At 64.7% G+C, this 21590-nt stretch carries 22 protein-coding genes; 5 read left to right on the top strand and 17 right to left on the bottom strand.

Annotated elements, in window-relative coordinates:
* Positions 1 to 47: 47 nt before the first annotated feature.
* The 6 genes from FJ443_RS16360 to FJ443_RS16335 form a co-directional block, all read right to left on the bottom strand.
* Positions 48 to 989: a DUF4167 domain-containing protein gene (locus FJ443_RS16360; protein ID WP_140560200.1), complete on the bottom strand. Its 942-nt coding sequence runs from the start codon at positions 987 to 989 to the stop codon at positions 48 to 50.
* A gap of 304 nt (positions 990 to 1293) precedes the next feature.
* The gene (gene prmC / locus FJ443_RS16355) at positions 1294 to 2166 is read right to left on the bottom strand and encodes a peptide chain release factor N(5)-glutamine methyltransferase (protein WP_140500927.1); all 873 of its coding nucleotides are present in this window, start codon (positions 2164 to 2166) and stop codon (positions 1294 to 1296) included.
* Positions 2159 to 3238: a peptide chain release factor 1 gene (gene prfA, locus FJ443_RS16350; RefSeq protein WP_140664875.1), complete on the bottom strand. Its 1080-nt coding sequence runs from the start codon at positions 3236 to 3238 to the stop codon at positions 2159 to 2161. Before prfA ends, prmC begins: the two co-directional genes overlap by 8 nt.
* Positions 3239 to 3248: 10 nt before the next feature.
* Complete coding sequence (gene ptsP, locus FJ443_RS16345; protein WP_140558171.1) at positions 3249 to 5519, bottom strand: phosphoenolpyruvate--protein phosphotransferase; 2271 nt, start codon at positions 5517 to 5519, stop codon at positions 3249 to 3251.
* An 80-nt stretch (positions 5520 to 5599) separates the two neighbouring features.
* A complete protein-coding gene (locus FJ443_RS16340) occupies positions 5600 to 6853 on the bottom strand; it encodes an aspartate kinase (RefSeq protein WP_140500924.1) in 1254 nt (417 codons plus the stop codon).
* A gap of 210 nt (positions 6854 to 7063) precedes the next feature.
* Entirely contained in the window at positions 7064 to 7636 is a 573-nt protein-coding gene (locus tag FJ443_RS16335; RefSeq protein ID WP_140664872.1) for a putative glycolipid-binding domain-containing protein, read from the bottom strand.
* Positions 7637 to 7849: 213 nt separating this feature from the next.
* On the opposite strand from FJ443_RS16335, the gene ubiG reads away from it, so the two are divergent.
* Positions 7850 to 8599: a bifunctional 2-polyprenyl-6-hydroxyphenol methylase/3-demethylubiquinol 3-O-methyltransferase UbiG gene (gene ubiG / locus FJ443_RS16330; RefSeq protein WP_140584067.1), complete on the top strand. Its 750-nt coding sequence runs from the start codon at positions 7850 to 7852 to the stop codon at positions 8597 to 8599.
* Between the two features lie 6 nt (positions 8600 to 8605).
* Here ubiG and FJ443_RS16325 read toward each other — a convergent pair whose 3' ends face one another.
* Complete coding sequence (locus FJ443_RS16325; protein WP_140584066.1) at positions 8606 to 9520, bottom strand: DMT family transporter; 915 nt, start codon at positions 9518 to 9520, stop codon at positions 8606 to 8608.
* Positions 9521 to 9618: 98 nt separating this feature from the next.
* Between FJ443_RS16325 and FJ443_RS16320 the strand changes: the two genes are divergently transcribed.
* Positions 9619 to 10104 carry a MarR family transcriptional regulator gene (locus tag FJ443_RS16320; RefSeq protein WP_140584065.1) on the top strand — a complete coding sequence of 162 codons (486 nt, stop codon included), beginning with the start codon at positions 9619 to 9621 and terminating at the stop codon, positions 10102 to 10104.
* Between the two features lie 4 nt (positions 10105 to 10108).
* Here FJ443_RS16320 and FJ443_RS16315 read toward each other — a convergent pair whose 3' ends face one another.
* From FJ443_RS16315 to FJ443_RS16300, 4 genes are read right to left on the bottom strand one after another with little or no spacing between them, the layout of a single operon-like run.
* Complete coding sequence (locus FJ443_RS16315; protein WP_140558163.1) at positions 10109 to 10534, bottom strand: DUF1178 family protein; 426 nt, start codon at positions 10532 to 10534, stop codon at positions 10109 to 10111.
* Complete coding sequence (locus tag FJ443_RS16310) at positions 10531 to 11391, bottom strand: carbon-nitrogen hydrolase family protein (protein ID WP_140558162.1); 861 nt, start codon at positions 11389 to 11391, stop codon at positions 10531 to 10533. The genes FJ443_RS16315 and FJ443_RS16310 overlap by 4 nt, the downstream gene beginning before the upstream one ends.
* A gap of 10 nt (positions 11392 to 11401) precedes the next feature.
* Positions 11402 to 11671: a glutaredoxin 3 gene (gene grxC / locus FJ443_RS16305; RefSeq protein WP_140500918.1), complete on the bottom strand. Its 270-nt coding sequence runs from the start codon at positions 11669 to 11671 to the stop codon at positions 11402 to 11404.
* A 27-nt stretch (positions 11672 to 11698) separates the two neighbouring features.
* Complete coding sequence (locus tag FJ443_RS16300; protein WP_140500963.1) at positions 11699 to 12499, bottom strand: ComF family protein; 801 nt, start codon at positions 12497 to 12499, stop codon at positions 11699 to 11701.
* A gap of 66 nt (positions 12500 to 12565) precedes the next feature.
* Between FJ443_RS16300 and FJ443_RS16295 the strand changes: the two genes are divergently transcribed.
* Positions 12566 to 13438 carry a methyltransferase domain-containing protein gene (locus FJ443_RS16295; protein WP_140664868.1) on the top strand — a complete coding sequence of 291 codons (873 nt, stop codon included), beginning with the start codon at positions 12566 to 12568 and terminating at the stop codon, positions 13436 to 13438.
* Positions 13439 to 13465: 27 nt separating this feature from the next.
* On the opposite strand, the gene FJ443_RS16290 is transcribed toward FJ443_RS16295, so the two are convergent.
* The 5 genes from FJ443_RS16290 to argJ form a co-directional block, all read right to left on the bottom strand.
* Positions 13466 to 13645, bottom strand: a complete 180-nt coding sequence (locus FJ443_RS16290; protein ID WP_140500916.1) for a Flp family type IVb pilin — start codon at positions 13643 to 13645, stop codon at positions 13466 to 13468.
* Between the two features lie 109 nt (positions 13646 to 13754).
* Complete coding sequence (locus FJ443_RS16285; RefSeq protein ID WP_140500915.1) at positions 13755 to 14069, bottom strand: hypothetical protein; 315 nt, start codon at positions 14067 to 14069, stop codon at positions 13755 to 13757.
* Positions 14070 to 14214: 145 nt separating this feature from the next.
* Positions 14215 to 14637 carry a (deoxy)nucleoside triphosphate pyrophosphohydrolase gene (locus tag FJ443_RS16280; RefSeq protein ID WP_140500914.1) on the bottom strand — a complete coding sequence of 141 codons (423 nt, stop codon included), beginning with the start codon at positions 14635 to 14637 and terminating at the stop codon, positions 14215 to 14217.
* Positions 14638 to 14645: 8 nt separating this feature from the next.
* Positions 14646 to 15398: a GNAT family N-acetyltransferase gene (locus FJ443_RS16275; protein WP_140500961.1), complete on the bottom strand. Its 753-nt coding sequence runs from the start codon at positions 15396 to 15398 to the stop codon at positions 14646 to 14648.
* Positions 15399 to 15427: 29 nt separating this feature from the next.
* On the bottom strand, positions 15428 to 16669 hold the full coding sequence (argJ, locus tag FJ443_RS16270; protein WP_140500913.1) for a bifunctional glutamate N-acetyltransferase/amino-acid acetyltransferase ArgJ: 1242 nt from the start codon (positions 16667 to 16669) through the stop codon (positions 15428 to 15430).
* Positions 16670 to 17007: 338 nt separating this feature from the next.
* Between argJ and FJ443_RS16265 the strand changes: the two genes are divergently transcribed.
* Entirely contained in the window at positions 17008 to 17607 is a 600-nt protein-coding gene (locus FJ443_RS16265) for a TetR/AcrR family transcriptional regulator (RefSeq protein WP_140664865.1), read from the top strand.
* 64 nt (positions 17608 to 17671) lie between these two features.
* Here FJ443_RS16265 and FJ443_RS16260 read toward each other — a convergent pair whose 3' ends face one another.
* Positions 17672 to 18598, bottom strand: a complete 927-nt coding sequence (locus FJ443_RS16260) for a peptidylprolyl isomerase (protein ID WP_140625585.1) — start codon at positions 18596 to 18598, stop codon at positions 17672 to 17674.
* A 259-nt stretch (positions 18599 to 18857) separates the two neighbouring features.
* Between FJ443_RS16260 and secA the strand changes: the two genes are divergently transcribed.
* The gene (gene secA / locus FJ443_RS16255; protein WP_140664862.1) at positions 18858 to 21590 is read left to right on the top strand and encodes a preprotein translocase subunit SecA; all 2733 of its coding nucleotides are present in this window, start codon (positions 18858 to 18860) and stop codon (positions 21588 to 21590) included.

The following is a 21590-nucleotide window of genomic DNA, read 5'->3' as shown; positions in this document are numbered from 1 at the left end:
ACGGCGGAGATTTCTCTCCGCCGTTCAATGCATGGAAGCGTCGCCGCTCAGTTGTCGATGTCGGCGACCGCGGTGTCGGCGTTGCCATTGTCCGTCGGCGCCGCGACCACCTCGCCAGCGTCGGCATTGTCGTTGCCGCTGGTGATCTGGTCGGCATTGCCGCGCGGGCGGCGCGGACGCCTCGGACGACGGCTGGGACTAGTCTCCGCGGCCGTCTCATTGAGTTCGGCCTGGGCTGCGAGCCCGGCCGGCGACAGGTTCTCGAACAGCGGCGCCGCCTGCTCGACCGGCGCGGCGGATTCGGCTGGCGTGGCGACCTCGGCCTGTTCGGCCGTCTCGTTGCGCTGCTGCTGGGCACCCTGCTCGGCGGACGAACCATAATCGCCGCGCTGGCTGTTCTGGCCATAGCCGCCATTGGGGCGGCGGTCGCGATGGCGTCCGCCATTGTTGTCGCGGCCGCCACTGTTGCGCCCGCCATTATTATCACGATCGCGATTATCACGATCGCGGCCGTTTTCCCGGTTCAGCGCGACTTCGGCCGGCATGCCTTCGATAACCGGCTGCGGACCCGCGCCGTGGTTGATCACCGGAACCGGCGCATCCGCAACGTTGTTGCCGGCGTTGCCGGCATTGTCGAACTCGTCGCGATCCTCATCGCCATCATCGTCGAATTCGTCGCGATTCTGCTGGACGTTCTGGATCGGCATCTGCGCCTGCGCGGCGGCAATGATGCGATTATAGTGCTCGGCGTGCTGGAGATAGTTCTCCGCCATCACCCGGTCGCCGGAGCTTTGCGCATCACGGGCAAGGGTGGCGTACTTTTCAGCGATCTGCTGAGCAGACCCACGGATCTTCACGTCCGGGCCGTTGCTCTCGTAGTTGCGCGTCAGGGGATTTGGCCCCTTGCGGTTGTTGTTATTGTTGTTGTTGCCGCCGCCGCCATTGTTGTTGCGACCGCGCATGCGCCTGTTCTGCTGTTGTGGCCTCATTCGACTCTCTTCATATTGAAATTTTCGAAAACTCTTCACGAACGGTGGCGCTCATGCAGCCAGCCGTTTCGTTTCTTCACCGGCGTTCGCCCGCATCAATTGCGTTGGCGCCACGTGCCATCCTGTTCCGGTTACATCACTTGCCGGACGATTCCCGCACGAAGCTTGGGCGTCGTTTGCGCAAGAAGGCAGCTATTTCCAAGGAAAACCGAATCGCTAAGAGCACTGCCTGCTTCGTCTCATCCGGTTAACGCGACCCTAGCCGCATTCCCCGGCATTGCCAAGCGGTTTTTTTCGCACTGCGTCAAGGCTTTCCCCGTTGAAAGACAAGAACCCTGTCGTTTCCGCCGAGGTCGCCGAACGCACCAGCGACCGCATAGCCGGACGAGCGAAATATAGCGGTGACCTCGATGTGCTGTGTGTAGCCGATCTCGACCGCAATCCTGCTTCCGGCTTCTAGAAACTTAGCCGCCTCAGCGGCGATGACCCTGTAAGGGGCCAACCCATCCGCGCCGCCATCCAGGGCCAGGCGCGGGTCGAAATCCCGGACTTCATCCTGCAGATTTCCGATGTCCTCCGATCGTATATAGGGAGGGTTTGCGACAATTACATGGTATCGACCAGAAACTTTTTCAAACCAGTCGGACAGCAGCGCCGTGAACCGGTCGCCAAGCCCCAATTGCGCGGCATTGCGCGTTGCCGTCCTCAACGCCCCTTCCGAGAAGTCGACCCCGGTGGCAATCGCTGCCGGCACGGCGCTGAGCAGCGCCAGCGCGATGGCTCCGCTGCCGGTTCCCAGATCGAGGATGCGGCACTCGCCCTCGCGCATGACGGTTGCCCTGACAAAGGGCAGTATGGCCTCGACCAGCGTTTCGGTGTCGGGCCGCGGCTCGAGCGTTTCCGGCGACAGCGACAGCCGCAACCCGTAGAACTCCCGATAGCCCAGGATGCGGTGCACGGGCTCGCCGCCCGCGCGGCGCCTCAAGGCGCGGTCGATCTGGACAAGAGCGGCGGCATCGACCGCATGTTCGGGATCGGCAATGGCCTGCGTGCGGGTCGTACCTGAAAAGTGCTCCACGATCAGTCTTGCATCGAGCGCCGGATTATCGACCGCCGCCAAGCGCGCTCGCGCTGCCCGCAGCAGCGGCCCCAGCGCCTGGGGCAAAGGATCAGCCATCAAGACCGATATCGGCGAGCAGCTTCGACTGGTGATCGGCGATCAGAGCGTCGATGACTTCGTCGAGTTCGCCGATCATCACCCGGTCGAGCTTGTAGAGCGTCAGGTTGATGCGATGATCGGTGACGCGGCCTTGCGGAAAATTGTAGGTGCGGATGCGTTCCGAGCGGTCGCCGGAGCCGACCTGCGACTTGCGCGATTCCGAGCGCTCCTCATCGGCCTTGCTGCGTTCCAGGTCGTAGAGCCGGGCCCGCAGGATCTGCATGGCCTTGGCCCGGTTCTGGTGCTGCGATTTCTCCGCCTGCACCACCATGATGCCGGTCGGCAAATGGGTGATGCGCACTGCCGAATCGGTGGTGTTGACGTGCTGGCCGCCCGAGCCCGACGCGCGCATCGTGTCGATGCGGATGTCTTCGGCCCGGATGTCGATGTCGACTTCCTCCGCCTCCGGCAGCACGGCTACCGTCGCCGCCGAGGTGTGAATGCGTCCGCTGGCCTCGGTCGCGGGCACGCGCTGCACCCGGTGGACGCCGGACTCGAATTTCAGATGCGCGAAAACCCCCTTGCCGGAAACCGTGGCGATGATTTCCTTATAGCCGCCGGCATCGCCCTCGCTGGCCGATACCGTCTCGAACCGCCAGCCACGCGAAGCGGCATAGCGCTCATACATGCGAAACAGGTCGCCGGCGAACAATGCTGCCTCGTCGCCGCCGGTGCCGGCGCGGATTTCCAGGATGGCGTTCTTGTCGTCGGCCGCATCCCTGGGCAAGAGCAGGATCTGGATGTCCTTCTGCAACGCTTCGATGCGCTCTTCGACCTCCGGCAGGTCGGCCTCGGCGAGCGCTCGCATCTCGGCATCGGTGCCCTTGTCGGCGAGCATCGCCTCGAGATCGGCCTGTTCCTGCTCGGCCGCACGCAAGGCTCTGACCTTGGCCACCATCTCCTGGAGCTCGGCATATTCCGATGCCATCTTCACATAGGCATCCGGCGCCGGGCCGGCCGACATCTGTACTTCGAGCATCTCGAAACGCTTGACGACTTGATCCATGCGGTCGCGGGGAAGGGAGATCATTGTAAAGGTGCTATAACGGAATTGAGCGGTCGTCGGCAAAGGCCTGCAGCAGCGCCCGCATTGGCAGCCCCTGGACCGGCGCCATCAGATTGTCGTCGAAGAACGCTTTCAACGCCTCCAGCGGCAGTTCGGTCAGCATCGCCTTGACCGGACCGATCGAAGCGGGCGACATCGAGATAGAGCGGAAACCAAGGCCGACCAGCGCCATTGCCGAGATGGGCTTGCCGGCGAGTTCGCCGCAGAGTGTGACGGGCGTGTGGTTGCGGGCGCCGGCATCGGCGATGGTCTTGAGCACTCGCAGGAACGGCGTCGACAACGTGTCGAAGCGATCGGAAAGCTGCGTGTTGCCGCGGTCGACCGCCATCACGAACTGGAACAGGTCGTTCGAGCCGACCGAGACGAAGTCGACCGCCTTCATCAACTCGTCAAGCTGGAACAGGAGGGACGGCACCTCCAGCATTGCCCCGAGCTTGAGGCTGGTAGGCAAGTGATGGGCAAAGCGCGACAGATGCCGCACCTCGCGGTCGATGATTTCACGCGCTTGGGCGATCTCGCCGAGCTCGGTGACCATCGGCAGCATCAGCTTGAGCTCCCGCCCGCCGCAGGCTTTCAGCAGGGCGCGGATCTGGGTGCGCAGCAGTCCCGGACGGTCCAGCGTCAGGCGGATCGCCCGCCAGCCGAGCGCCGGGTTCTCTTCCTGGATGGCGCCTTTGAAATAGGGCAGCACCTTGTCGCCGCCGATATCGATGGTGCGGAAGGTCACCGGCTTGCCGCGCGCGGCATCGAGCACGTCGCGGTAGAGCCGCTCCTGCGCCTCGGCACGGGGAAAGGTCGAGGCGACCATGAACTGCAATTCGGTGCGGAACAGGCCGATCCCGGCGGCACCCGATTCGGCCAGTTGCGGCAGGTCGACGGCAAGCCCGGCATTCATCAAAAGGTCGACCGCAACGCCATCCTTGGTCACCGACGGCTTCTTGCGCAGTTCGCGGTAGACTTCCTGCCGGCGCGCCCGGAACCGCACCTTTTCGGCATAGGCGGCTTCGAGATCCGACTGCGGACGAAGATGGATCGCGCCTTCCTCGCCGTCGACGATGATGGCATCGCCGTTTTCCGCCATGGAAACGGCGCCCTTCATCTGCCCGGCGACGGGAATGCCCATGGCGCGCGCGACGATGACGACGTGGCTGGTGGCGGCGCCATCCTCGAGCACCAGTCCGCGCAATTTGTCCCGGGGGTAGTCGAGCAGTTCGGCGGCGCCCATCGAGCGGGCGACGATGATGGCATCCTTCGGCAGCGAGGCCGCGACATCATCAGGCCCGCGTCCCATCAGCTGGCGCAGAAGCCGGTTGGCGAGATCGTCGAAATCGCTCATCCGCTCGCGCAGATAAGGATCGGTCATATGCAGCATACGGGCGCGCATGTCGCTCTGTACCTTTTCGACCGCGGCTTCCGCCGTCAGGCCGTTGCGGATCGCCTCTTCCAGCCGCCGGACCCAGCCGCGGTCGTTGGCGAACATGCGGTAGGCTTCCAGCACCTGGCGATGCTCGCCCTCGAAGGCGACGTCGCGGCGCTCGAGCATGTCGTCGATGGAAAGCCTGAGCGAACCGAGCGATGCCTCGAGCCGGCGGACTTCCTCTTCGCTGTCCTCGTTGAACAGGTTGGTGACGACGATGCGCGGCTCGTGCAGCACGACATGACCGAGCCCGACGCCCTCGTTGAAGGACAGGCCGGTGAAGCTGACCGGGCGGCGCAGATCGAGCTCGAGGCCGGGCCGCGTCAGCCGCGCCAGATCGCCGGTGGCGATCATCTCGGCGATCACCATCGCGGTGGTTTCCAGCGCCTCGACCTCGTCGTCGCGGTAATGGCGCATGGTCTTGTTTTGCACCACCAGCACGCCCAGCGTGCGCCCTGCCCTGAGCACCGGCACGCCGAGGAAGGAATTGTAGATCTCTTCCCCGGTTTCCGGCAGGTAGGCGAAGGCCGGATGTTCCTGCGCATTGGACAGGTTGAGCGGCCGCGCGCTGGCGGCAATCGTGCCGACCAGGCCTTGCCCCAGCCTGAGCTGCGCCAGGTGCACCGCGTTCGGGTTCAGGCCTTCGGTGGCGTAGAGTTCGAGCACGGAATCGGCGCGCAGCACATAGAGCGAGCACACTTCGGCGACCATGTTGGAGGCGATGTCGCGCACGATGCGGTCGAGCCGCTCCTGCGGCTCCAGCGGCTCCTGCATGAGCTCGCGGAGCCGTTTCAGCAGAACGCGCGGGCCACTGGCCGGGTCACGCATCGCGGCTTCTTCTCCAATAGGCTTCTTGCCGGCGCAGTTTCGGCCGCCGCCGGCACGCACGCAACAACTGATTCAGTCTGCTACTGCTTATCCAGACCGTAGACGGAATGCAAAGTGCGAACCGCGAGTTCCGTGTAAGGACCGTCGATCAGTATCGAAATCTTGATCTCGGAGGTGGTGATGGCGCGGATGTTGATCGCCTTGTCGGCCAGCGCCTTGAAGGCGGTGGCGGCAACGCCGGCATGGCTTCTCATGCCGATGCCGATGACCGAGACCTTCGACATGCCGGCTTCCGACTGCACGACGTCATAGCCGACATCGGCCTTCAGCCGGTCGAGCACGGCCAGCGCTTTGTCCACGTCTCCGGAGGGCACCGTGAAGGTCATGTCGGTAAGCTTGCCGTCCTCGGAAATGTTCTGGACGATCATGTCTACGTTGATGTTGGCCTCGGCCAGCGGCCCGAAAATGCCGGCGGCAACGCCCGGTCGGTCGCCGACACGGCGCAGCGAAATCTGCGCCTCGTCCTTGGCATAGGCAATTCCGGTGACGACCTGCTGTTCCACGATCTCTTCCTCGTCGCAAATAAGCGTTCCGGGCGGATTGAGCAAATCCCCCATTCCGGGCGCGTCGGGATCGTCGAAGGACGACCGCACGAAGGTACGCACCCTGTGCACCATGGCAAGCTCGACCGAACGCACCTGCAGAACCTTGGCGCCGAGCGAGGCCATTTCAAGCATTTCCTCGAACGATATCTTGGCCAGCCGCCGCGCCTTCGGCTCGATGCGCGGATCGGTGGTGTAGACGCCGTCGACGTCGGTATAGATGTCGCAGCGGTCGGCTTTGACGGAGGCCGCGATCGCCACCGCGCTGGTGTCGGAGCCGCCACGACCAAGCGTTGCGATGCGGTTGTCCGGTCCGATGCCCTGGAAACCTGCGATGACGGCCACCTGGCCCTCGCCGAAGCGTTTGACCAGGAAAGCGCCGTCGATGTCGAGGATGCGTGCCGCGCCATGCGCGTTGTCGGTCTTGATCGGGATCTGCCAGCCCTGCCAGGAGCGGGCGTGCACGCCCATGTTCTGCAAGGTGATCGCCAGGAGGCCTGCCGTCACCTGCTCGCCGGACGCGACGACGGCATCATATTCGCGCGCGTCGTGCATCGGCGAGGCCTCGCGCGTCCAGCCGACCAGTTCGTTGGTCTTGCCGGCCATCGCCGAGACCACCACCGCCACCTCGTGACCGGCATCGACCTCCCGTTTGACGTGACGCGCCACATTGCGGATGCGGGCGATGTCGGCGACGGAGGTTCCGCCGAATTTCATCACGATGCGCGCCATGGAAGCGAAATGCCTTTGACTGAAGCCGGCTCTGCGCCGAAAACCGAGGAAAGCGCCCGGCTGGCGCCGGCCGCTGAATGCGCGGCCTCCTTAGCCAAAACATCCAGGCTTCGCAAGCGATGGCGCACAAGAAGGGCGCCACGTGCCTGCTGGACTGGAACTCCATTTTGCGCAGCGCCGCTACCGGCAAGGCTCTCAGAGCGGCGGACCTCAGCCCGGGCGGGCGACGCTCTTCCACAAATCCGGATAGTCGAGCACGAAGCCGAGTGGAGAGACCTCCAGAACCGCCTCATAGCCGAACGCCGGCGCGGCATAGGCGTAGCGGGCCGGGTCGAGGCGCCGGTAGGTCTGCTCGATCCGCGTCATTCTGAGCCCGGGAAAGGCCAGATAGGCGGCCGGCGCGGGCGTCGCTTCGCCGACGGCGAGCGCGAACCGGCGGATCGCCAGGAGGTTCGAAGCCGGCGTGAAGCCGAGATCGACGTCTATCAGGCCGGCCACCTCCGGCTGCGGCTCGCCATTCAGCGCCCAGGAGCCGTCGGCGCGGCGTTCGATCCCCAGGGAAAGCTCTTGCGGGCCGAGAAAGCCCTCGACCCGTGCCGAGCGCGTGTGCCAGCCGGCATCGCAATCCACCTCGTAGGCGATGCAACACGGCTTGTCGTCTTGCAGGAAGATGGCCTGCCCCTTCAGGCGGTGCCCGCCGGGCCGCTGCGAGAGCATGCAGGAATCGTGACCTTCAAGGTCGAGCCTGCGCCAAAGGATCGATGCGGTCTGAATCACGGCCATCTCCTTTTCTCAACACGATCTTCCCTTTTTCGCACGCCGCCGCTTTTTTGTTTCGGCCGAGGTGCTCCCTGAGCTGACACGTCCTGACAGGGCGCCGCCGGCAATAGAGGGCGCTTGTCGGCGGTGCCGGCCTCGCACTGTCAGCAGGCGAAAATGCAGCCTTGACTTTCCCTCCCCCACGCCCGACTTGCTAGCGTCCGAGGAGACCAATCGATGCCAGAGCCCCGACGATCGACGATCGATGCCGGAGAAGTGGAGCGCTTTTCCGCCCTTGCCGCCGAATGGTGGAACCCGAACGGCAAGTTCCGGCCGCTGCACAAGTTCAACCCCATCCGGCTTGCCTACATACGCGACCAGGTGGCAACGCGCTTCGGCCGCGATCCGCGCGCGGCACGGCCATTCGAGGGCCTGCGCTTTCTCGACATCGGTTGCGGCGGCGGCCTGCTGTGCGAGCCGATGGCGCGGCTTGGCGCCGAAGTGGTCGGCGCCGATGCTTCCGCCACCAATATCGAAGTGGCCAAATTGCACGCCGCCGAAGTTGGCGTGACGATCGACTACCGCGCCACCACGGCCGAGGACCTGGCCGACGCCGGCGAAAAATTCGACGTTATCCTCAATATGGAAGTGGTCGAGCATGTCGCCGACATCGGCCTGTTCGTCGCCAAATGCGGCGAGATGGTCAAGCCCGGCGGCATCATGTTCGTGGCCACGATCAACCGCACGCTGAAGGCGCTAGGGCTGGCCATCATCGGCGCCGAATATGTGCTGCGCTGGCTGCCGCGCGGCACTCATCAGTTCGGCAAGCTGGTGCGCCCGGAAGAGCTGGAAAAGGCGCTCAGCGGCGCCGGCCTGACCGTCATCGACCGCACCGGCGTCGTCTACCACCCGCTTGCCGACCGCTGGCAGCGGTCGAAAGACATGGACGTCAACTACATGGTGCTGGCGGAAAAGGGCACGGTCTGAACCGGCTCACGCCGCCTGACTCTGCGCCTTCGCGCTGGGCCGGCTTTGCGCCTTGGTGGTGATGAACACGCCGGCCGTGATGATGACAGCGCCTGCCCAGGTCAGCAGCTGATAGTGTTCGCCGAGGAAGATCGTGCCCGCGAACAGCCCGACGGCCGCCGCCACATAGCCGATCTGGCTGAGATAGACCGGGCCGCCCACCGCCTGCAGCCGGAAGAAGAAGGCAAACATTGCCGAAGCCGACGCCATCTGCGCGACGACCACAGGCGGTACCGCGCCCAGCGGAACAAACGCTTGCCAGCCGAAAAGCGTCAGGATGCCGAGGAGAAGCAAGGTCGCCGACGCCAGATGGCTGCCCACGGCAAGCTCGATCGGGCCGGTTCCTTCGGGCCAGTCGACGGTGCGGTAGATGTTGCCCGCGGCAAGGCTGACCGGGATCAGCAATCCGATCGTTACCCAGAAATAATCGGCCGGTTGGCCAGCTTCGCCGCGTGTGAGCGCGACCATGACCGCACCGATGAAGCCGACCGCAATGCCGATGACGCCGAGCAGGTTGGGGCGCCGAACGCCAAGCAAGATCGAGAACACGAGCGTGATCACCGGCGATAGCGTGAACATGATGCCCGTGTATCCCGCGCCGAGATGCGGGATGGCCGAAAACATCAAGAGGTTGGGAAAGGCATAGGACACCGCCGCCGTGACGAAGAAATAGCGCAGCTTGCGCGCCGTAAGCTTGATGCGCTCGCCACGCAGCAGGAGAGCCAGCAACAGCACGCCGCCGGCGCCGAGCGAGATGACGAAGGCCCAGACCATGGCTGGAACGCCGGCGGCGGTCGCAAGCTTGCCGAACGGCAGCGTGAGGCCAAGCAGGCCGCCCGTCACGACCAACAGGCCAAGCGCCGAATCCCAGAGAAATTTCATCTGATGGTCCTCGTCATCGTCGCCGGCACTTGGCCGCCACTTCATTTTCCGATAAGATAACGAAAAGATTCTTAACGTCAAGATACATGGCAGAGTAGATGGACAGGGCGGCAAAGGCGATCGAACAATGGAACAGGGAGCGGCCGGACCTTGACGTCTCGCCGATGGGCGTGATCGGGCGGTTGAATGAAGCATCCTCGCTGATTGCCCGCGAGCGCCTCGCGCCGTTGTTTGCGCGCTATGGATTGCAGGCCGGCGAATTCGACGTGCTGGCGACGTTGCGCCGCTCGGGCGCGCCCTACGCGCTGACCCCGACCGCCCTTTACGAGGCGACGATGGTGACCTCGGGCGCCATGACCAACCGGCTCGACCGGCTCGAAACCTCAGGGTTGATCGTGCGCGGTCCGCGCCCCAATGACCGGCGCGGCATCGTCGTGCGGTTGACTGAAAAAGGTCTCGCTTTGATCGACGAGGCCGTTACGGCCCACGTCGCCAACGAGCACGAGATTCTTTCCGGCCTGACGCAAGCCGAACGGGAAACGCTTTCGCGCCTGCTTGAAAAATTGATCGGCAGCGTAAGCTGACCGCTCAGTTCCGATCCTCCGGAAACACCGGGATCGGCATGAACTCGACGCCGTCCTCGGCCAGACTCTTGGCCTCCTCCAGCGTCGCCTCGCCATAGATGCCGCGCGGGTCGGTCTCGCCGAAATGGATCTTGCGCGCTTCTTCGGCGAATTTGTCGCCGACGTAATCGGCATTCTCGCGAACCTTCTCGGCCATTGCCTTCAGCTGCGCCAGCGCCTGCTTCTGCGCCTCGCCCATGGCGAGCGCTATCGTTTCCTGCTTGCGCGCCGTCGACACGGCCGGCGCCATCAGGGCTTTCTCCACCTTGTGCGAGCCGCAGGTCGGGCAATCGACGAAGCCACGCTTCTTCTGCGTGTCGAAATCGTCATTGCTGCGGAACCAGCCCTCGAACTCGTGATCGTTTTCGCAGATCAGGGAGAAGCGGATCAAGAGGCCGCTCCCCTGAGACGCGATGCCTCGGACGAACCGGCATTGATAGCGAAATCCCGCGCATTTTTCAGATTGGGGATCTTCTTGCGAGCCGCCAGCGACTGCGCGGAGTCGATCTCGGCGACGATCACCGCCGGCTCATTGTGCGCCGCCTCCGCGATGACGCGGCCCCACGGATCGACGATCAGCGAATGGCCATAGGTTTCGCGGCCGTCCTCGTGAAGGCCGCCTTGCGCAGCGGCCACGACATAGGCGCCGTTCTCGATGGCGCGGGCCCTGAGCAGCACGTGCCAATGCGCCTCGCCGGTTTGGCGGGTGAAGGCGGCGGGCACGGAAAGCAGGTCGGCGCCGGCTAGCGCCTCGGCGCGGAACAGTTGCGGAAACCGCAGGTCATAACAGACGGCAAAGCCCAGCTTGGCGCCTTCGATGGTCGTGACGACCGCCTCCGTGCCGGGCTCGTAGGTCGCGGATTCGCGCCAGCTCTCGCCATTGTCGAGATCGACGTCGAACATATGGATCTTGTCATAGGAGGCGAGCGTGGCGCCGTCCGGACCGAACAGCAGCGCCCGGTTGGCGAGCTTGCCGTCGGCGCGCAGGATGGCGGTCGAGCCGATATGCAGGTGGACGCCAAGTTCGCGGGCCAGTCGGCGGGCGGTCCCGACGATGATGTCCTTGTCCTCTGAGGTGAAAGACGCGGCCTTCTTGTCACGCACCAGCGCTCCGGTCATTTCCGGTGTCTGGATGTAGCTCGCCCCCTGGCCGGCTGCCTCGCGCACCAGCCGCTCGAGCTCGATTGCGTTGCGCTCCGGCCTCTCCCCCGAACGCATCTGGATCGCGGCCGCCTTGAAAACACCCATCGTCATATCCTCAATTCGTCGAGCCATTGGCGAGCAACTTGTCCAGTCGGCCTTGCGCCTCCAGCTCGTGGAGGTCGTCGCAGCCGCCGACATGCGTGTCGCCGACGAAAATCTGCGGAAAGGTTGTGCGGCCATGGGCGCGCGAAATCATCTCCTGGCGCAGTTCCGGTGAAAACGACGCGTCATGCTCCGTATAGGCGATGCCCTTGCGCTCGAGCAGCCGCTTGGCGGCCGTGCAGTAGCCGCACATCATGCGTGTATAGATGGTGACGTCGACCATGACGAATTTCCACTGTTTGTTGCCGACTTATATAGTCGTGGACTCGTCGGCCCGAAAGTCCCCCGGCAGCACGCGTGCGAAGGTCAGCACGTCGACGGCGCCGGCCCCTGCTTTTTTCAGCGCCTTGCTGGCGGCGCGAACCGTGGCGCCCGTGGTGTAGACGTCGTCGATCAAAAGCACGCGGCGGCCGGCGATCTCGATTTCCGCTTCAGCAGGCACGCGAAAGGCGGCCCGCACATTCTCCTCGCGGTCCTTGCGCTCCAGCCCGACCTGCTGGCGCGTGAGCTTGACACGCCGCATGGCCGAGGGTGCGAAAGACAGGCCGCTGAGCTCGCAGACCGCCCTCGCCAATTCCGCCGACTGGTTGAACCGCCGCCTGAAGAAGCGGCGCCAGTGCAGCGGCACCGGCACCACCACATCCGCCTCGGCAATGAGGTCGGCGCCCGCGCGCAGCATCCAGCGCGCCATCCACGGCGCCAGGTCGGTGCGATCCTGGTACTTCAGCCCCTGCACCATCTGGCGGGCGACGCCGGAATACGCGACGGCCGCCCGCGCCCGCTCGAAGGGCGGCGGATCGGCGATCGCCTCGGCGGACAGAAAGCCCTCGCCCATATGGTGGGTGAACGGCGTGCCCATCACCGGGCACCAGGGCCGCTCCAGGAGGCGCAACTTCGGCCAGCAGGCGCCGCACAGAACGCCGGGCTGCGAGACATGCCTGCGGCAGCCGGCGCAGACAGGCGGGAACAGGATGCGCGCCGGCCAGTTCGCCGCCGACCGTGCAAGGTTCCTGATGTCCAGAGGCTTGATCTTGGGCATGGGATCGGCCACGTGGTGGGTGCTGTGCGCCACTATATCAACTCCATCGGGGAATGGACAAACAAAGGATCTGCCCGTTTGCTGCCGATAATGGACACCTCACTGTGGCTGGCGCACAAGCGGCGCGCGCTCGATCATCCGGTCGGCGGCGCGGACTTCCTGATGCGGCGCAGTGCCGACGATCTTGCCGACCGGCTGGGTGCCGTGGAGCGCAGGTTTAGCAAGGCAGCGGTGCTGTTTTGCCAGACGTCGGCCGCAGCCGACATCCTCGCCGCGAGCGGCAAGGTGGCGGACATCGTCCGTGTCGAGGCGGATGCGGCTTTCCTGGGCGATTCCGCCGGCATGGTCGCGCCGCTGGAAACCGTGCCCTTCGAGCCGCAAAGCCTCGACCTGGCGGTGTCGCTTCTTTCGTTGCAGGCCATGAACGACATTCCCGGCATGCTGGTGCAGATCCGCCGTGCGCTGCGTCCGGACGGGCTTTTCCTCGGCGCCTTCGCCGGCGCCGGCACGCTCGGCGAATTGCGTGAAAGCCTGCTGGCGGCCGAGACCGAGCTTTACGGCGGCGCCAGCCCGCGCGTCATTCCGTTCACCGACGTTCGCGACGCGGGAGCGCTGCTGCAGCGCGCCGGCCTCGCTCTGCCGGTCGCCGATGTCGAGACGGTGACGGTGCGCTATGACAGTCTTTTCAACCTGATGGCCGATTTGCGCGCCATGGGCGAAACCAGCGCGCTTGCCGATCGCAGCCGGCGGCCGGGCACACGCCAGCTGTTCGCCCGCGCCGCGCAAATCTACGCCGAGCGGTTTTCGGATCCCGACGGCCGCATCCGCGCAAGCTTTTCGATGGTCTGGATGTCCGGCTGGGCGCCCGATGCATCGCAGCAAAAGCCGCTCAAGCCGGGTTCGGCCAAGATCTCGCTGAAGACTGTGTTGGAGCAGCCCAAGGGGCAATGACAGTGTCCGCGGACGCGGACAGCCAGATCAGGGTGCGAAAGCGTTGGCAAGCCTGCTGCCATTGTCGCTGAACAGCCAGGTGATCGCGTTGAAGACCTGGCTGATGCCGCCGACGATCGTCAGCGACAGTACGGCGACGATCAAGCCGTATTCGACGGCCGTGGCGCCCTTTTCATCGTTCAGGAAACGCAGCAGCACTGTTTTCATCACGTCGATCCCTCTTGCCGGAACCATACCGCCGACCTGTTAAGAAAGGTTAACGGCACAGGCTTAATAGGCGATGAAACCGCCGCCTCTGAAAATGTCTTGGACCCGATCAGCAGTCGCCGCTGGTCCGGCCGTCGGATCGGATGATGCAGACCGAATCGGGCTGCGGCTGAAGCACGCTGCGGCGCACCGTATAGGTATCGCGACGAGTGATCGAACCAGTGGCAGTCATGTCGAGACCGCTGGCAAAATTCCGAGCCGATTGCGAGCGCGTCTGGCTCTCGAGGAAGGGCGTTGCGATCAGGGCCAGCGCCACCGCGGCCGACCCGAACAGCAGCGTGACGCGCAGCACGCCCATGCCCGCATCCGCGGCGCGAAAACTGCGGTCGGGCCGGATCGAATCCCAATCCCTGTCTAGGCTCATGCTGTCGCTCCCCAGAAAATCGCCGGCACGGCCGCGACGAGGCAGCCTTGCATCAATTTTTCATGATGAGATAAATCTTCCATTAATGCTGGTTTATGCGCCCCGCAGCTCCGCTCAGCCACAGGCCGCTAGCGGTTCTGTTCGCCTACAGGAGGTCGATCAGGAACGGGATCAGCGGAGCGTCGGCCGGCGGCATCGGGTAGTCGCGCATCTGCCTGGGCCGCACCCATTTCAGCGCCTGCCCCTCCTTCGGCTGGGCGATGCCGCGAAAGCGGCGGCAGATGAAAAGCGGCATCAAAAGATGGAAATCGTCGTAGCTATGACTGGCGAAGGTGAGCGGTGCCAGGCACGGGATCTCGGTCTCGATGCCGATCTCCTCATAGAGCTCGCGGATAAGGCATTGCTCCGGCGTCTCGCCGGGCTCGACCTTGCCGCCGGGAAACTCCCAGAGCCCGGCAAGCTGCTTGCCCTCGGGCCGCTGCGCCAGGAGCACGCGCCCGTCGGCGTCGACCAGGGCGCAGGCGGCGACCAGGAGCAGGCGCTTGCCGGCGATCGTCACATCATTCATGCCCGATTTCACCCATGAACAGGCGGCCGGCGGTAGTGGTAGCGATAGACCTCGTCGAAGCCGAGCGAATGATAGAGCGCCAGCGCCGGCACATTGCCGGCCTCGACCTGCAGCCAGGCTTCCCGCGCGCCGCGCAGCCGCGCCCATTTCAGCGCCGACAGGATCAGGTTGCGGCCGTGGCCCTTGTTGCGTGCCGACTTGTCGGTGGCGACCTCGAACAGGCCGGCGAGATCGCCGTCATGGACGCAGATCAGCGTGGCCAGTGGTTCCGCTCCAGCCTCGAGCGCGAACAGCCCGGCCTCGGGCTGGATGGCGCCGATGATCTCCGACAGGCCTGGCCGCAGCGACGCGTCCGAGCCGCTGACCTTGAGCGATGCGCCGATGAAGCGGCTGATGTCCTTCAACGGGATCTGGTCCATGGCGGCATCGAGCTGGGCATCGGCCAGCGGCAGCCGCATCACCAGCGATTCGTCGAACCGGCTCCAACCCTCGCGGTCGAGATGGCTGGCGAGATCCGGACCCGATAGCGGCGACATGCGGAAGGTCAGCGGCCTGCCATAGGCATCGAAACGACGGCTGGCGCGACCGATGCGGTCGGCAATATGCTGGGTGTCGCCGGGGTCGAGCGGATTGACAGAATTCAGCCGCTTGGCCGGATGCCCGGCCGTCAGCCGCACCACCCAGGTGCCGTCATAATGGACTGCCGCCGCGGGCCAGGCGCGGAACCCGGCCGCCTCATAGCGGCGCACTGTCGCCAGCATGCTGGCCGGATGTTTGGAAACCAAGTCCGTCAGCTCCGGTAGTCGCCATTGATGGCGACGTATTCCTTGGTGAGGTCGCAGGTCCACACCGTCGCCTTGCCGCGGCCGATGCCGATATCGGCGCGGATGCGGATGTCGTCGCGCTTCATATACGCCGAGGTCGCTTCCTCCGAATAGGCCGGATCGCGCTCGCCCTCATGCGCCAGCCTGTTGTCGCCGAACCAGATCGACAGGCGGTCGCGGTCAGCCGGCTCGCCGGCCTTGCCGACGGCCATGACGACGCGGCCCCAATTGGCGTCCTCGCCGGCGACCGCCGTCTTGACCAGCGGCGAATTGGCGATCGAGAGCGCGATGCGCTTGGCCGAGCGCGCCGATTTCGCGCCGGTAACGGTGACTTCGACCTGCTTGCGGGCGCCCTCACCGTCGCGCACCACTTGCAGCGCCAGCGACTTCAGCACTTTGCCGAGCGCACGGCGGAAGGCCCCCAGACGGGCATCCTTGGGGTCGGTTATCTCCGGCGCGCCGCGTTTGGCGGCCTTTCCGGTGGCGAAGAGCAGCAGCGTGTCGCTTGTGGAGGTGTCGCTGTCGACGGTCACCGCGTTGAAGGTCTTGGCCGTGCCGCGCGACAGCAGATCCTGCAGCACGGGGGCGGCGATCGGCGCATCGGTGGCGACAAAGGACAGCATCGTGGCCATGTCGGGTGCGATCATGCCGGCGCCCTTGGAAATGCCGTTGATGGTGACATCGGTCTCGCCGAGCTTAACGGTCTGCGTCGCCACCTTCGGATAAGTGTCCGTGGTCATGATGGCCTTGGCCGCCTCGGTCCACAGGTCGGGCTTGCCGTTGCTGACCAGACCAGCCAGCAGATGGCTGAACTTGGTTGTGTCAAGCGGCTCGCCGATGACACCGGTCGAGGCCAGGAACACCTCGCCTGGCGTGCAGCCGGCAGCCTTGGCTGCCGCTTCGCCCGTCAGCGCGGTGGAGTCCCGGCCCTTCTTGCCGGTGAAGGCGTTGGCGTTGCCGGAATTGACGACGAGCACCCGGGCCTTGCCCGCGGCAAGGTTCTGCCGGCAGAAATCGACTGGCGCCGAGGGGCATTTCGACTTTGTGAACACGCCGGCGACCGCCGTGCCGGGCTCGAAGACCATGGCCAGGAGATCGGTGCGGTTCTTGTATTTTATCCCCGCTTCGGCGGTGGCGATGCGCACCCCCTCGATCTCAGGCATCTTGGGGTATTTCTTCGGCGCGAGCGGCGAAATCGTCGTGGACATGGAACCTCGGACGGGAAAAATCGGCGGAGAAACGCCGGTTTGCCCGATACGGCGCGCCCGCGCAAGGCGTTTTGGTGGCCGCGTGAGAACCGGAATTGGCCCTGACCGGTTCGCAGCCGGCTCCGTCGCAGTTCGTTGGCGCCGCCCCGCCCAAGTTGCGATCGTTGCGACTCGGTGCGGGCACGCGGCCGGAGTTGGTCAGCACCATGGCGGCCTGCGCATCGTGCGGGAGACATGGCAGGCAAATGTCTCCTGCGTCAGCCGCCAAGAACGGGCCGTTTCGTTCCATCGTCGGATCACTTATATTGCCGGCCTAAACCGACGGCGAGGGCGACAGGATGGCCGAAGTGGTGGATACGGCGCGTAAATCCATCGGAGCGCGGCGCAATCCCGACAGCGCGGAAGCCATTCTCGATGCCGCCGAGGCAGTGTTGGTCGAGGCCGGCTATGCCGGCTTCTCGATCGAGGCCGTGGCGCGGCGGGCGCGTGCCGGCAAGCCGACCATCTATCGCTGGTGGCCGAGCAAGGCCTCGCTGCTGCTGGAGGTCTATCAGCGCCAGAAACGCGTCGATGTTCCCGATACGGGAAGACTGGAAGAGGATCTCGTCGGCTTCCTCAAGAACCTGTTCGCGCACTGGCGCGAGACGTCGTCGGGCAGCGTGTTCAGGTCGCTGATCGCCGAGGCGCAGTCGGACGAAACGGCGGCCGCGGCCCTTGCCGGCTATACCGGCGGGCGCCGGGCCCACACCGGCCAGATCATCGAGCGCGCCAAGGCAAGGGGCGAGGTCGCGGCCGATGTCGATCCGGCTGTGGCCGCCGACCTGGTGGCCTCCTATGCGTGGCGGCAGCTCCTGACCAACCGGCTCGACGAAGACGAGGCGACGATACGCAAGGTGGTCCGCTATCTCCTGCGAGGCATAGAGGGGCCCGACGGCTGAACTGACGCAAAAAAGGGCGCGGCGCCCTTTGGCCACCGCGCCCCTTTTTCGAGACCGTTCTGGTTTACTTGGCGCTTTCCAGCGTATCAACGGCCTTCTTCAAATTGGCGTCCGGGATCTCGACCTTGGCCCCGGCGCGCAGCGACTTGACCAGCGCGAAATACTTGTCGCGGATGACCGCCTGCTTGGCCTGGTCCTTGACGTCGTCGAAGGCCGGCGGCTGCTTGGTGCGCTTGTCCTCGAGCTTGATCACATGCCAGCCGAACTGCGACTGCACCGGCTGCTCGGTGTATTTGCCGACCTCGAGCGCGAAAGCGGCCTTGTCGAATTCCGGCACCATCTGGCCAGGTCCGAACCAGCCGAGATCGCCGCCACTGGTCTTGCCGCTCGGATCCGAGGTGTGCTCGTTGGCGAGCTTCTGGAAATCGGCGCCGCCGTCGAGTTGCTTGATGATTGCCTCGGCCTCTTCCTTCGTCTTCACGAGGATGTGACGGGCATGCACCTCATTGACCGGCGGCGTGTTGGCGATCTCCTGGTCGTAGCGGGCGCGGATCTCGGCGTCGGTGACTTTGTCGACGACGCCCTTCTCGACCATCTCGCCATGCAGCGCGCGCTGCTGCAGGAAGGCCATGCGGCGCTGGAAATCGGGATCCTTGTCAAGACCGGTCGAGACGGCCTGGGCGGCCATGACGCGGATCTCGATTGCGGCCGAAAGCGCCGCGGCGCGGCGTTGCTCTGCCGGGAGTTGCGCGAACTGCTGCGACAGCTCGCCTTCGGCAAGCACGAGATCTGCTTCGGTGAGGGGTTGGCCGTTGACGGTGGCAACCACTGTATTCGGATCGACCGGTGCCGCCGGTGCGGCCGGTGCCGCTGGTGGTGCCGGCTGGGCTGGTGCGGTTTCCTGCGCCATCAGCGGCGACAGGCAAAGAGCCGACAGGCCGACGGCCAGGCCGAGGCTGGCGAGCGACGCACGGCGGAACAACAAGGACATTAAGATGACTCCGATGAGGATGTGAAGGACGGGAGGCTTCCAGATCAGCCAGATTGTGGCCGAATTTGGCGCGACCGGCAGGGCCAGCGCGGCGTTGACATCAGTTGAGCCCCCTCTTATCTGTCCAACGACTTTGCGTCCAGAACCGTTTTCCGGGCGCTTTTTGCGTTGCCCGTATACAGGCGGCGCATTCACGTGGATTTGATGGGGCCGGCCGGCGCTCGTCTCAGTTTGAGAATTCTATCGAAAGGACCATTGGATGGTCAGTCTCGGCGGTCTCGCCCGTAAGGTTTTCGGCTCCTCCAACGACCGCAGGGTCAAGTCGACCCGGCCCCGTGTCGAGGCGATCAATGCCATGGAAAACGAGATGCGGGCGCTCTCCGATGCAGAGCTCGCCGGCCGCACGGAAAAGTTCCGCCAGGACATCGCCAACGGCGCCAGCCTCGAGGACCTGCTGATCCCGGCCTTCGCCACCGCCCGCGAGGCGGCGCGCCGCGTGCTCGGCATGCGCCCTTTCGACGTCCAGCTGATCGGCGGCATAGTGCTGCACAATGGCGGCATCGCCGAGATGCGCACCGGTGAGGGCAAGACGCTGGTCGCGACCTTGCCCGTTTATCTCAATGCACTGGCCGGCAATGGCGTCCACGTCGTCACCGTCAACGATTATCTTGCCACCCGCGACTCCGAATGGATGGGCCGTGTCTACAAGTTCCTCGGCCTCTCGGTCGGCGTCATCGTCCATGGCCTGTCCGACGAGGAGCGCCGCGTCGCCTACGCCGCCGACGTCACCTATGCTACCAACAACGAACTCGGCTTCGACTATCTGCGCGACAACATGAAGTACGAGCGCGCCCAGATGGTGCAGCGCGGTCACAACTACGCGATCGTCGACGAAGTCGATTCCATCCTGGTCGACGAGGCGCGCACGCCGCTGATCATTTCCGGTCCCCTCGAGGACCGTTCGGAAATGTACAACACCATCGACACTTTCATCATCCAGCTGCAGCCGCAGGATTATGAGATCGACGAGAAGCAGAAGACCTCCATCTTCACCGAGGAAGGCACCGAGAAGCTCGAGAACCTGCTGCGCGACGCCGGCCTCTTGAAGGGCGAGTCGCTCTATGACGTCGAGAACGTCGCCATCGTCCATCACGTCAACAATGCGCTGAAGGCGCACCGCCTGTTCCAGCGCGACAAGGACTATATCGTGCGCAATGGTGAGATCGTCATTATCGACGAGTTCACCGGCCGCATGATGCCCGGCCGCCGCTATTCGGAAGGCCTGCACCAGGCGCTTGAAGCCAAGGAGCATGTGGCGATCCAGCCGGAGAACCAGACGCTCGCCTCCGTTACCTTCCAGAACTATTTCCGCCTCTACAAGAAGCTTTCCGGCATGACCGGCACGGCGCTGACCGAGGCCGAGGAGTTCGGCAACATCTACGGCCTCGAAGTCACCGAGATCCCGACCAACCTGCCGGTCATCCGCAAGGACGAGGACGACGAGGTCTACCGGACGGTCGAGGAAAAATACAAGGCGATCGTCAAGGAGATCCGCGAAGCCAGCGCCAAGGGCCAGCCCACGCTGGTCGGCACCACCTCGATCGAGAAGTCCGAGCAACTGGCCGAGCGGCTGCGCAAGGAAGGTTTTAAGGATTTCGAGGTGCTGAACGCCCGCCATCACGAGCGCGAGGCGGCGATCGTCGCCCAGGCGGGCAAGCCCGGCGCCATCACCATCGCCACCAACATGGCCGGCCGCGGCACCGACATCAAGCTCGGCGGCAATGCCGAGATGCGCATCGCCGAGGAACTGGGCGACATGCCCGAAGGGCCCGAGCGCGAGGCGCGGGAAAAGGAAATCTATGCCGACGTCGAGCGCCTGAAGGAAAAGGCGCTGGCTGCCGGCGGCCTCTACGTGCTCGCCACCGAACGCCACGAGTCACGCCGCATCGACAACCAGCTTCGTGGCCGCTCCGGCCGCCAGGGCGACCCCGGCCGCTCGAAATTCTTCCTGTCGCTGCAGGACGATCTGATGCGCATCTTCGGCTCCGAGCGCATGGACGGCATGTTGCAGAAGCTCGGCCTCAAGGAAGACGAGGCCATCATCCATCCCTGGATCAACAAGGCGCTGGAAAAGGCGCAGAAGAAGGTCGAGGCGCGCAACTTCGACATCCGCAAGAATCTTCTGAAATATGACGACGTTTCCAACGACCAGCGCAAGGTCGTGTTCGAACAGCGCATCGAGCTGATGGACGGCGAAGGCCTGTCGGAGACCATTGCCGAGATGCGCGAAGGCGTTATCGACGAGATCGTTGCCAAGGCCATTCCCGAGAACGCCTATGCCGAGCAGTGGGATGTCGCCGGGTTGAAGGCCGAGGTCGCCGAGTTCCTCAATCTCGACCTGCCGATTGAGGAATGGGTCAAGGAAGAAGGCATCGCCGAGGACGACATTCGCGAGCGCATCACGCAAGCCGCCGACGCCGCCGCCAAGGAGCGCGCCGAGCGCTTCGGGCCCGAGGTGATGACCTATGTCGAGCGCTCCGTGGTGCTGCAGACGCTCGACCATCTGTGGCGCGAGCACATCGTCAATCTCGACCATCTGCGTTCGGTTGTCGGCTTCCGCGGCTACGCCCAGCGCGATCCTTTGCAGGAATACAAGAGCGAGGCGTTCGAGCTGTTCCAGGCGATGCTGGGCAATCTGCGCCAAGCCGTCACCGCGCAGCTGATGCGCGTCGAACTGGTCCGCCAGGCTGCCGAGGCCCCGCCGCCGGAAGCCCCCGACATGTTCGGCACGCATATTGACGGTACCACCGGCGAGAACGATTTCGAAGGCGGCGAAACCGCCCTTCTGGTGCGCCAGGAAAGCAACGCCATCGTCGCCCCCGAAGACCGCGACCCCAACAACCCCGCCACCTGGGGCAAGGTCGGCCGCAACGAAGCGTGCCCCTGCGGCTCCGGCAAGAAATACAAGCACTGCCACGGCGCTTTCGCGTAA

Origin of the sequence: Mesorhizobium sp. B2-6-1 (assembly GCF_006440475.1) — a bacterium.
Classification (GTDB): Bacteria; Pseudomonadota; Alphaproteobacteria; order Rhizobiales; family Rhizobiaceae; genus Mesorhizobium.
This window is presented reverse-complemented; position numbering and strand designations above follow the sequence as displayed.

What these genes read in the sequence shown, in the direction of transcription:
- FJ443_RS16335 (WP_140664872.1), bottom strand. Translation starts at nt 7,636, where the DNA reads ATGGCCGTGATTCAGACCGCATCGATCCTTTGGCGCAGGCTCGACCTT.
- FJ443_RS16265 (WP_140664865.1), top strand. Translation starts at nt 17,008, where the DNA reads ATGGCCGAAGTGGTGGATACGGCGCGTAAATCCATCGGAGCGCGGCGC.
- prmC (WP_140500927.1), bottom strand. Translation starts at nt 2,166, where the DNA reads ATGGCTGATCCTTTGCCCCAGGCGCTGGGGCCGCTGCTGCGGGCAGCG.
- FJ443_RS16275 (WP_140500961.1), bottom strand. Translation starts at nt 15,398, where the DNA reads ATGCTGGCGACAGTGCGCCGCTATGAGGCGGCCGGGTTCCGCGCCTGG.
- FJ443_RS16290 (WP_140500916.1), bottom strand. Translation starts at nt 13,645, where the DNA reads ATGAAAACAGTGCTGCTGCGTTTCCTGAACGATGAAAAGGGCGCCACG.
- ubiG (WP_140584067.1), top strand. Translation starts at nt 7,850, where the DNA reads ATGCCAGAGCCCCGACGATCGACGATCGATGCCGGAGAAGTGGAGCGC.
- FJ443_RS16320 (WP_140584065.1), top strand. Translation starts at nt 9,619, where the DNA reads ATGGACAGGGCGGCAAAGGCGATCGAACAATGGAACAGGGAGCGGCCG.
- FJ443_RS16325 (WP_140584066.1), bottom strand. Translation starts at nt 9,520, where the DNA reads ATGAAATTTCTCTGGGATTCGGCGCTTGGCCTGTTGGTCGTGACGGGC.
- argJ (WP_140500913.1), bottom strand. Translation starts at nt 16,669, where the DNA reads ATGTCCACGACGATTTCGCCGCTCGCGCCGAAGAAATACCCCAAGATG.
- FJ443_RS16340 (WP_140500924.1), bottom strand. Translation starts at nt 6,853, where the DNA reads ATGGCGCGCATCGTGATGAAATTCGGCGGAACCTCCGTCGCCGACATC.
- FJ443_RS16285 (WP_140500915.1), bottom strand. Translation starts at nt 14,069, where the DNA reads ATGAGCCTAGACAGGGATTGGGATTCGATCCGGCCCGACCGCAGTTTT.
- prfA (WP_140664875.1), bottom strand. Translation starts at nt 3,238, where the DNA reads ATGATCTCCCTTCCCCGCGACCGCATGGATCAAGTCGTCAAGCGTTTC.
- FJ443_RS16310 (WP_140558162.1), bottom strand. Translation starts at nt 11,391, where the DNA reads ATGGGTGTTTTCAAGGCGGCCGCGATCCAGATGCGTTCGGGGGAGAGG.
- ptsP (WP_140558171.1), bottom strand. Translation starts at nt 5,519, where the DNA reads ATGCGTGACCCGGCCAGTGGCCCGCGCGTTCTGCTGAAACGGCTCCGC.
- FJ443_RS16280 (WP_140500914.1), bottom strand. Translation starts at nt 14,637, where the DNA reads ATGAATGATGTGACGATCGCCGGCAAGCGCCTGCTCCTGGTCGCCGCC.
- grxC (WP_140500918.1), bottom strand. Translation starts at nt 11,671, where the DNA reads ATGGTCGACGTCACCATCTATACACGCATGATGTGCGGCTACTGCACG.
- FJ443_RS16260 (WP_140625585.1), bottom strand. Translation starts at nt 18,598, where the DNA reads ATGTCCTTGTTGTTCCGCCGTGCGTCGCTCGCCAGCCTCGGCCTGGCC.
- secA (WP_140664862.1), top strand. Translation starts at nt 18,858, where the DNA reads ATGGTCAGTCTCGGCGGTCTCGCCCGTAAGGTTTTCGGCTCCTCCAAC.
- FJ443_RS16360 (WP_140560200.1), bottom strand. Translation starts at nt 989, where the DNA reads ATGAGGCCACAACAGCAGAACAGGCGCATGCGCGGTCGCAACAACAAT.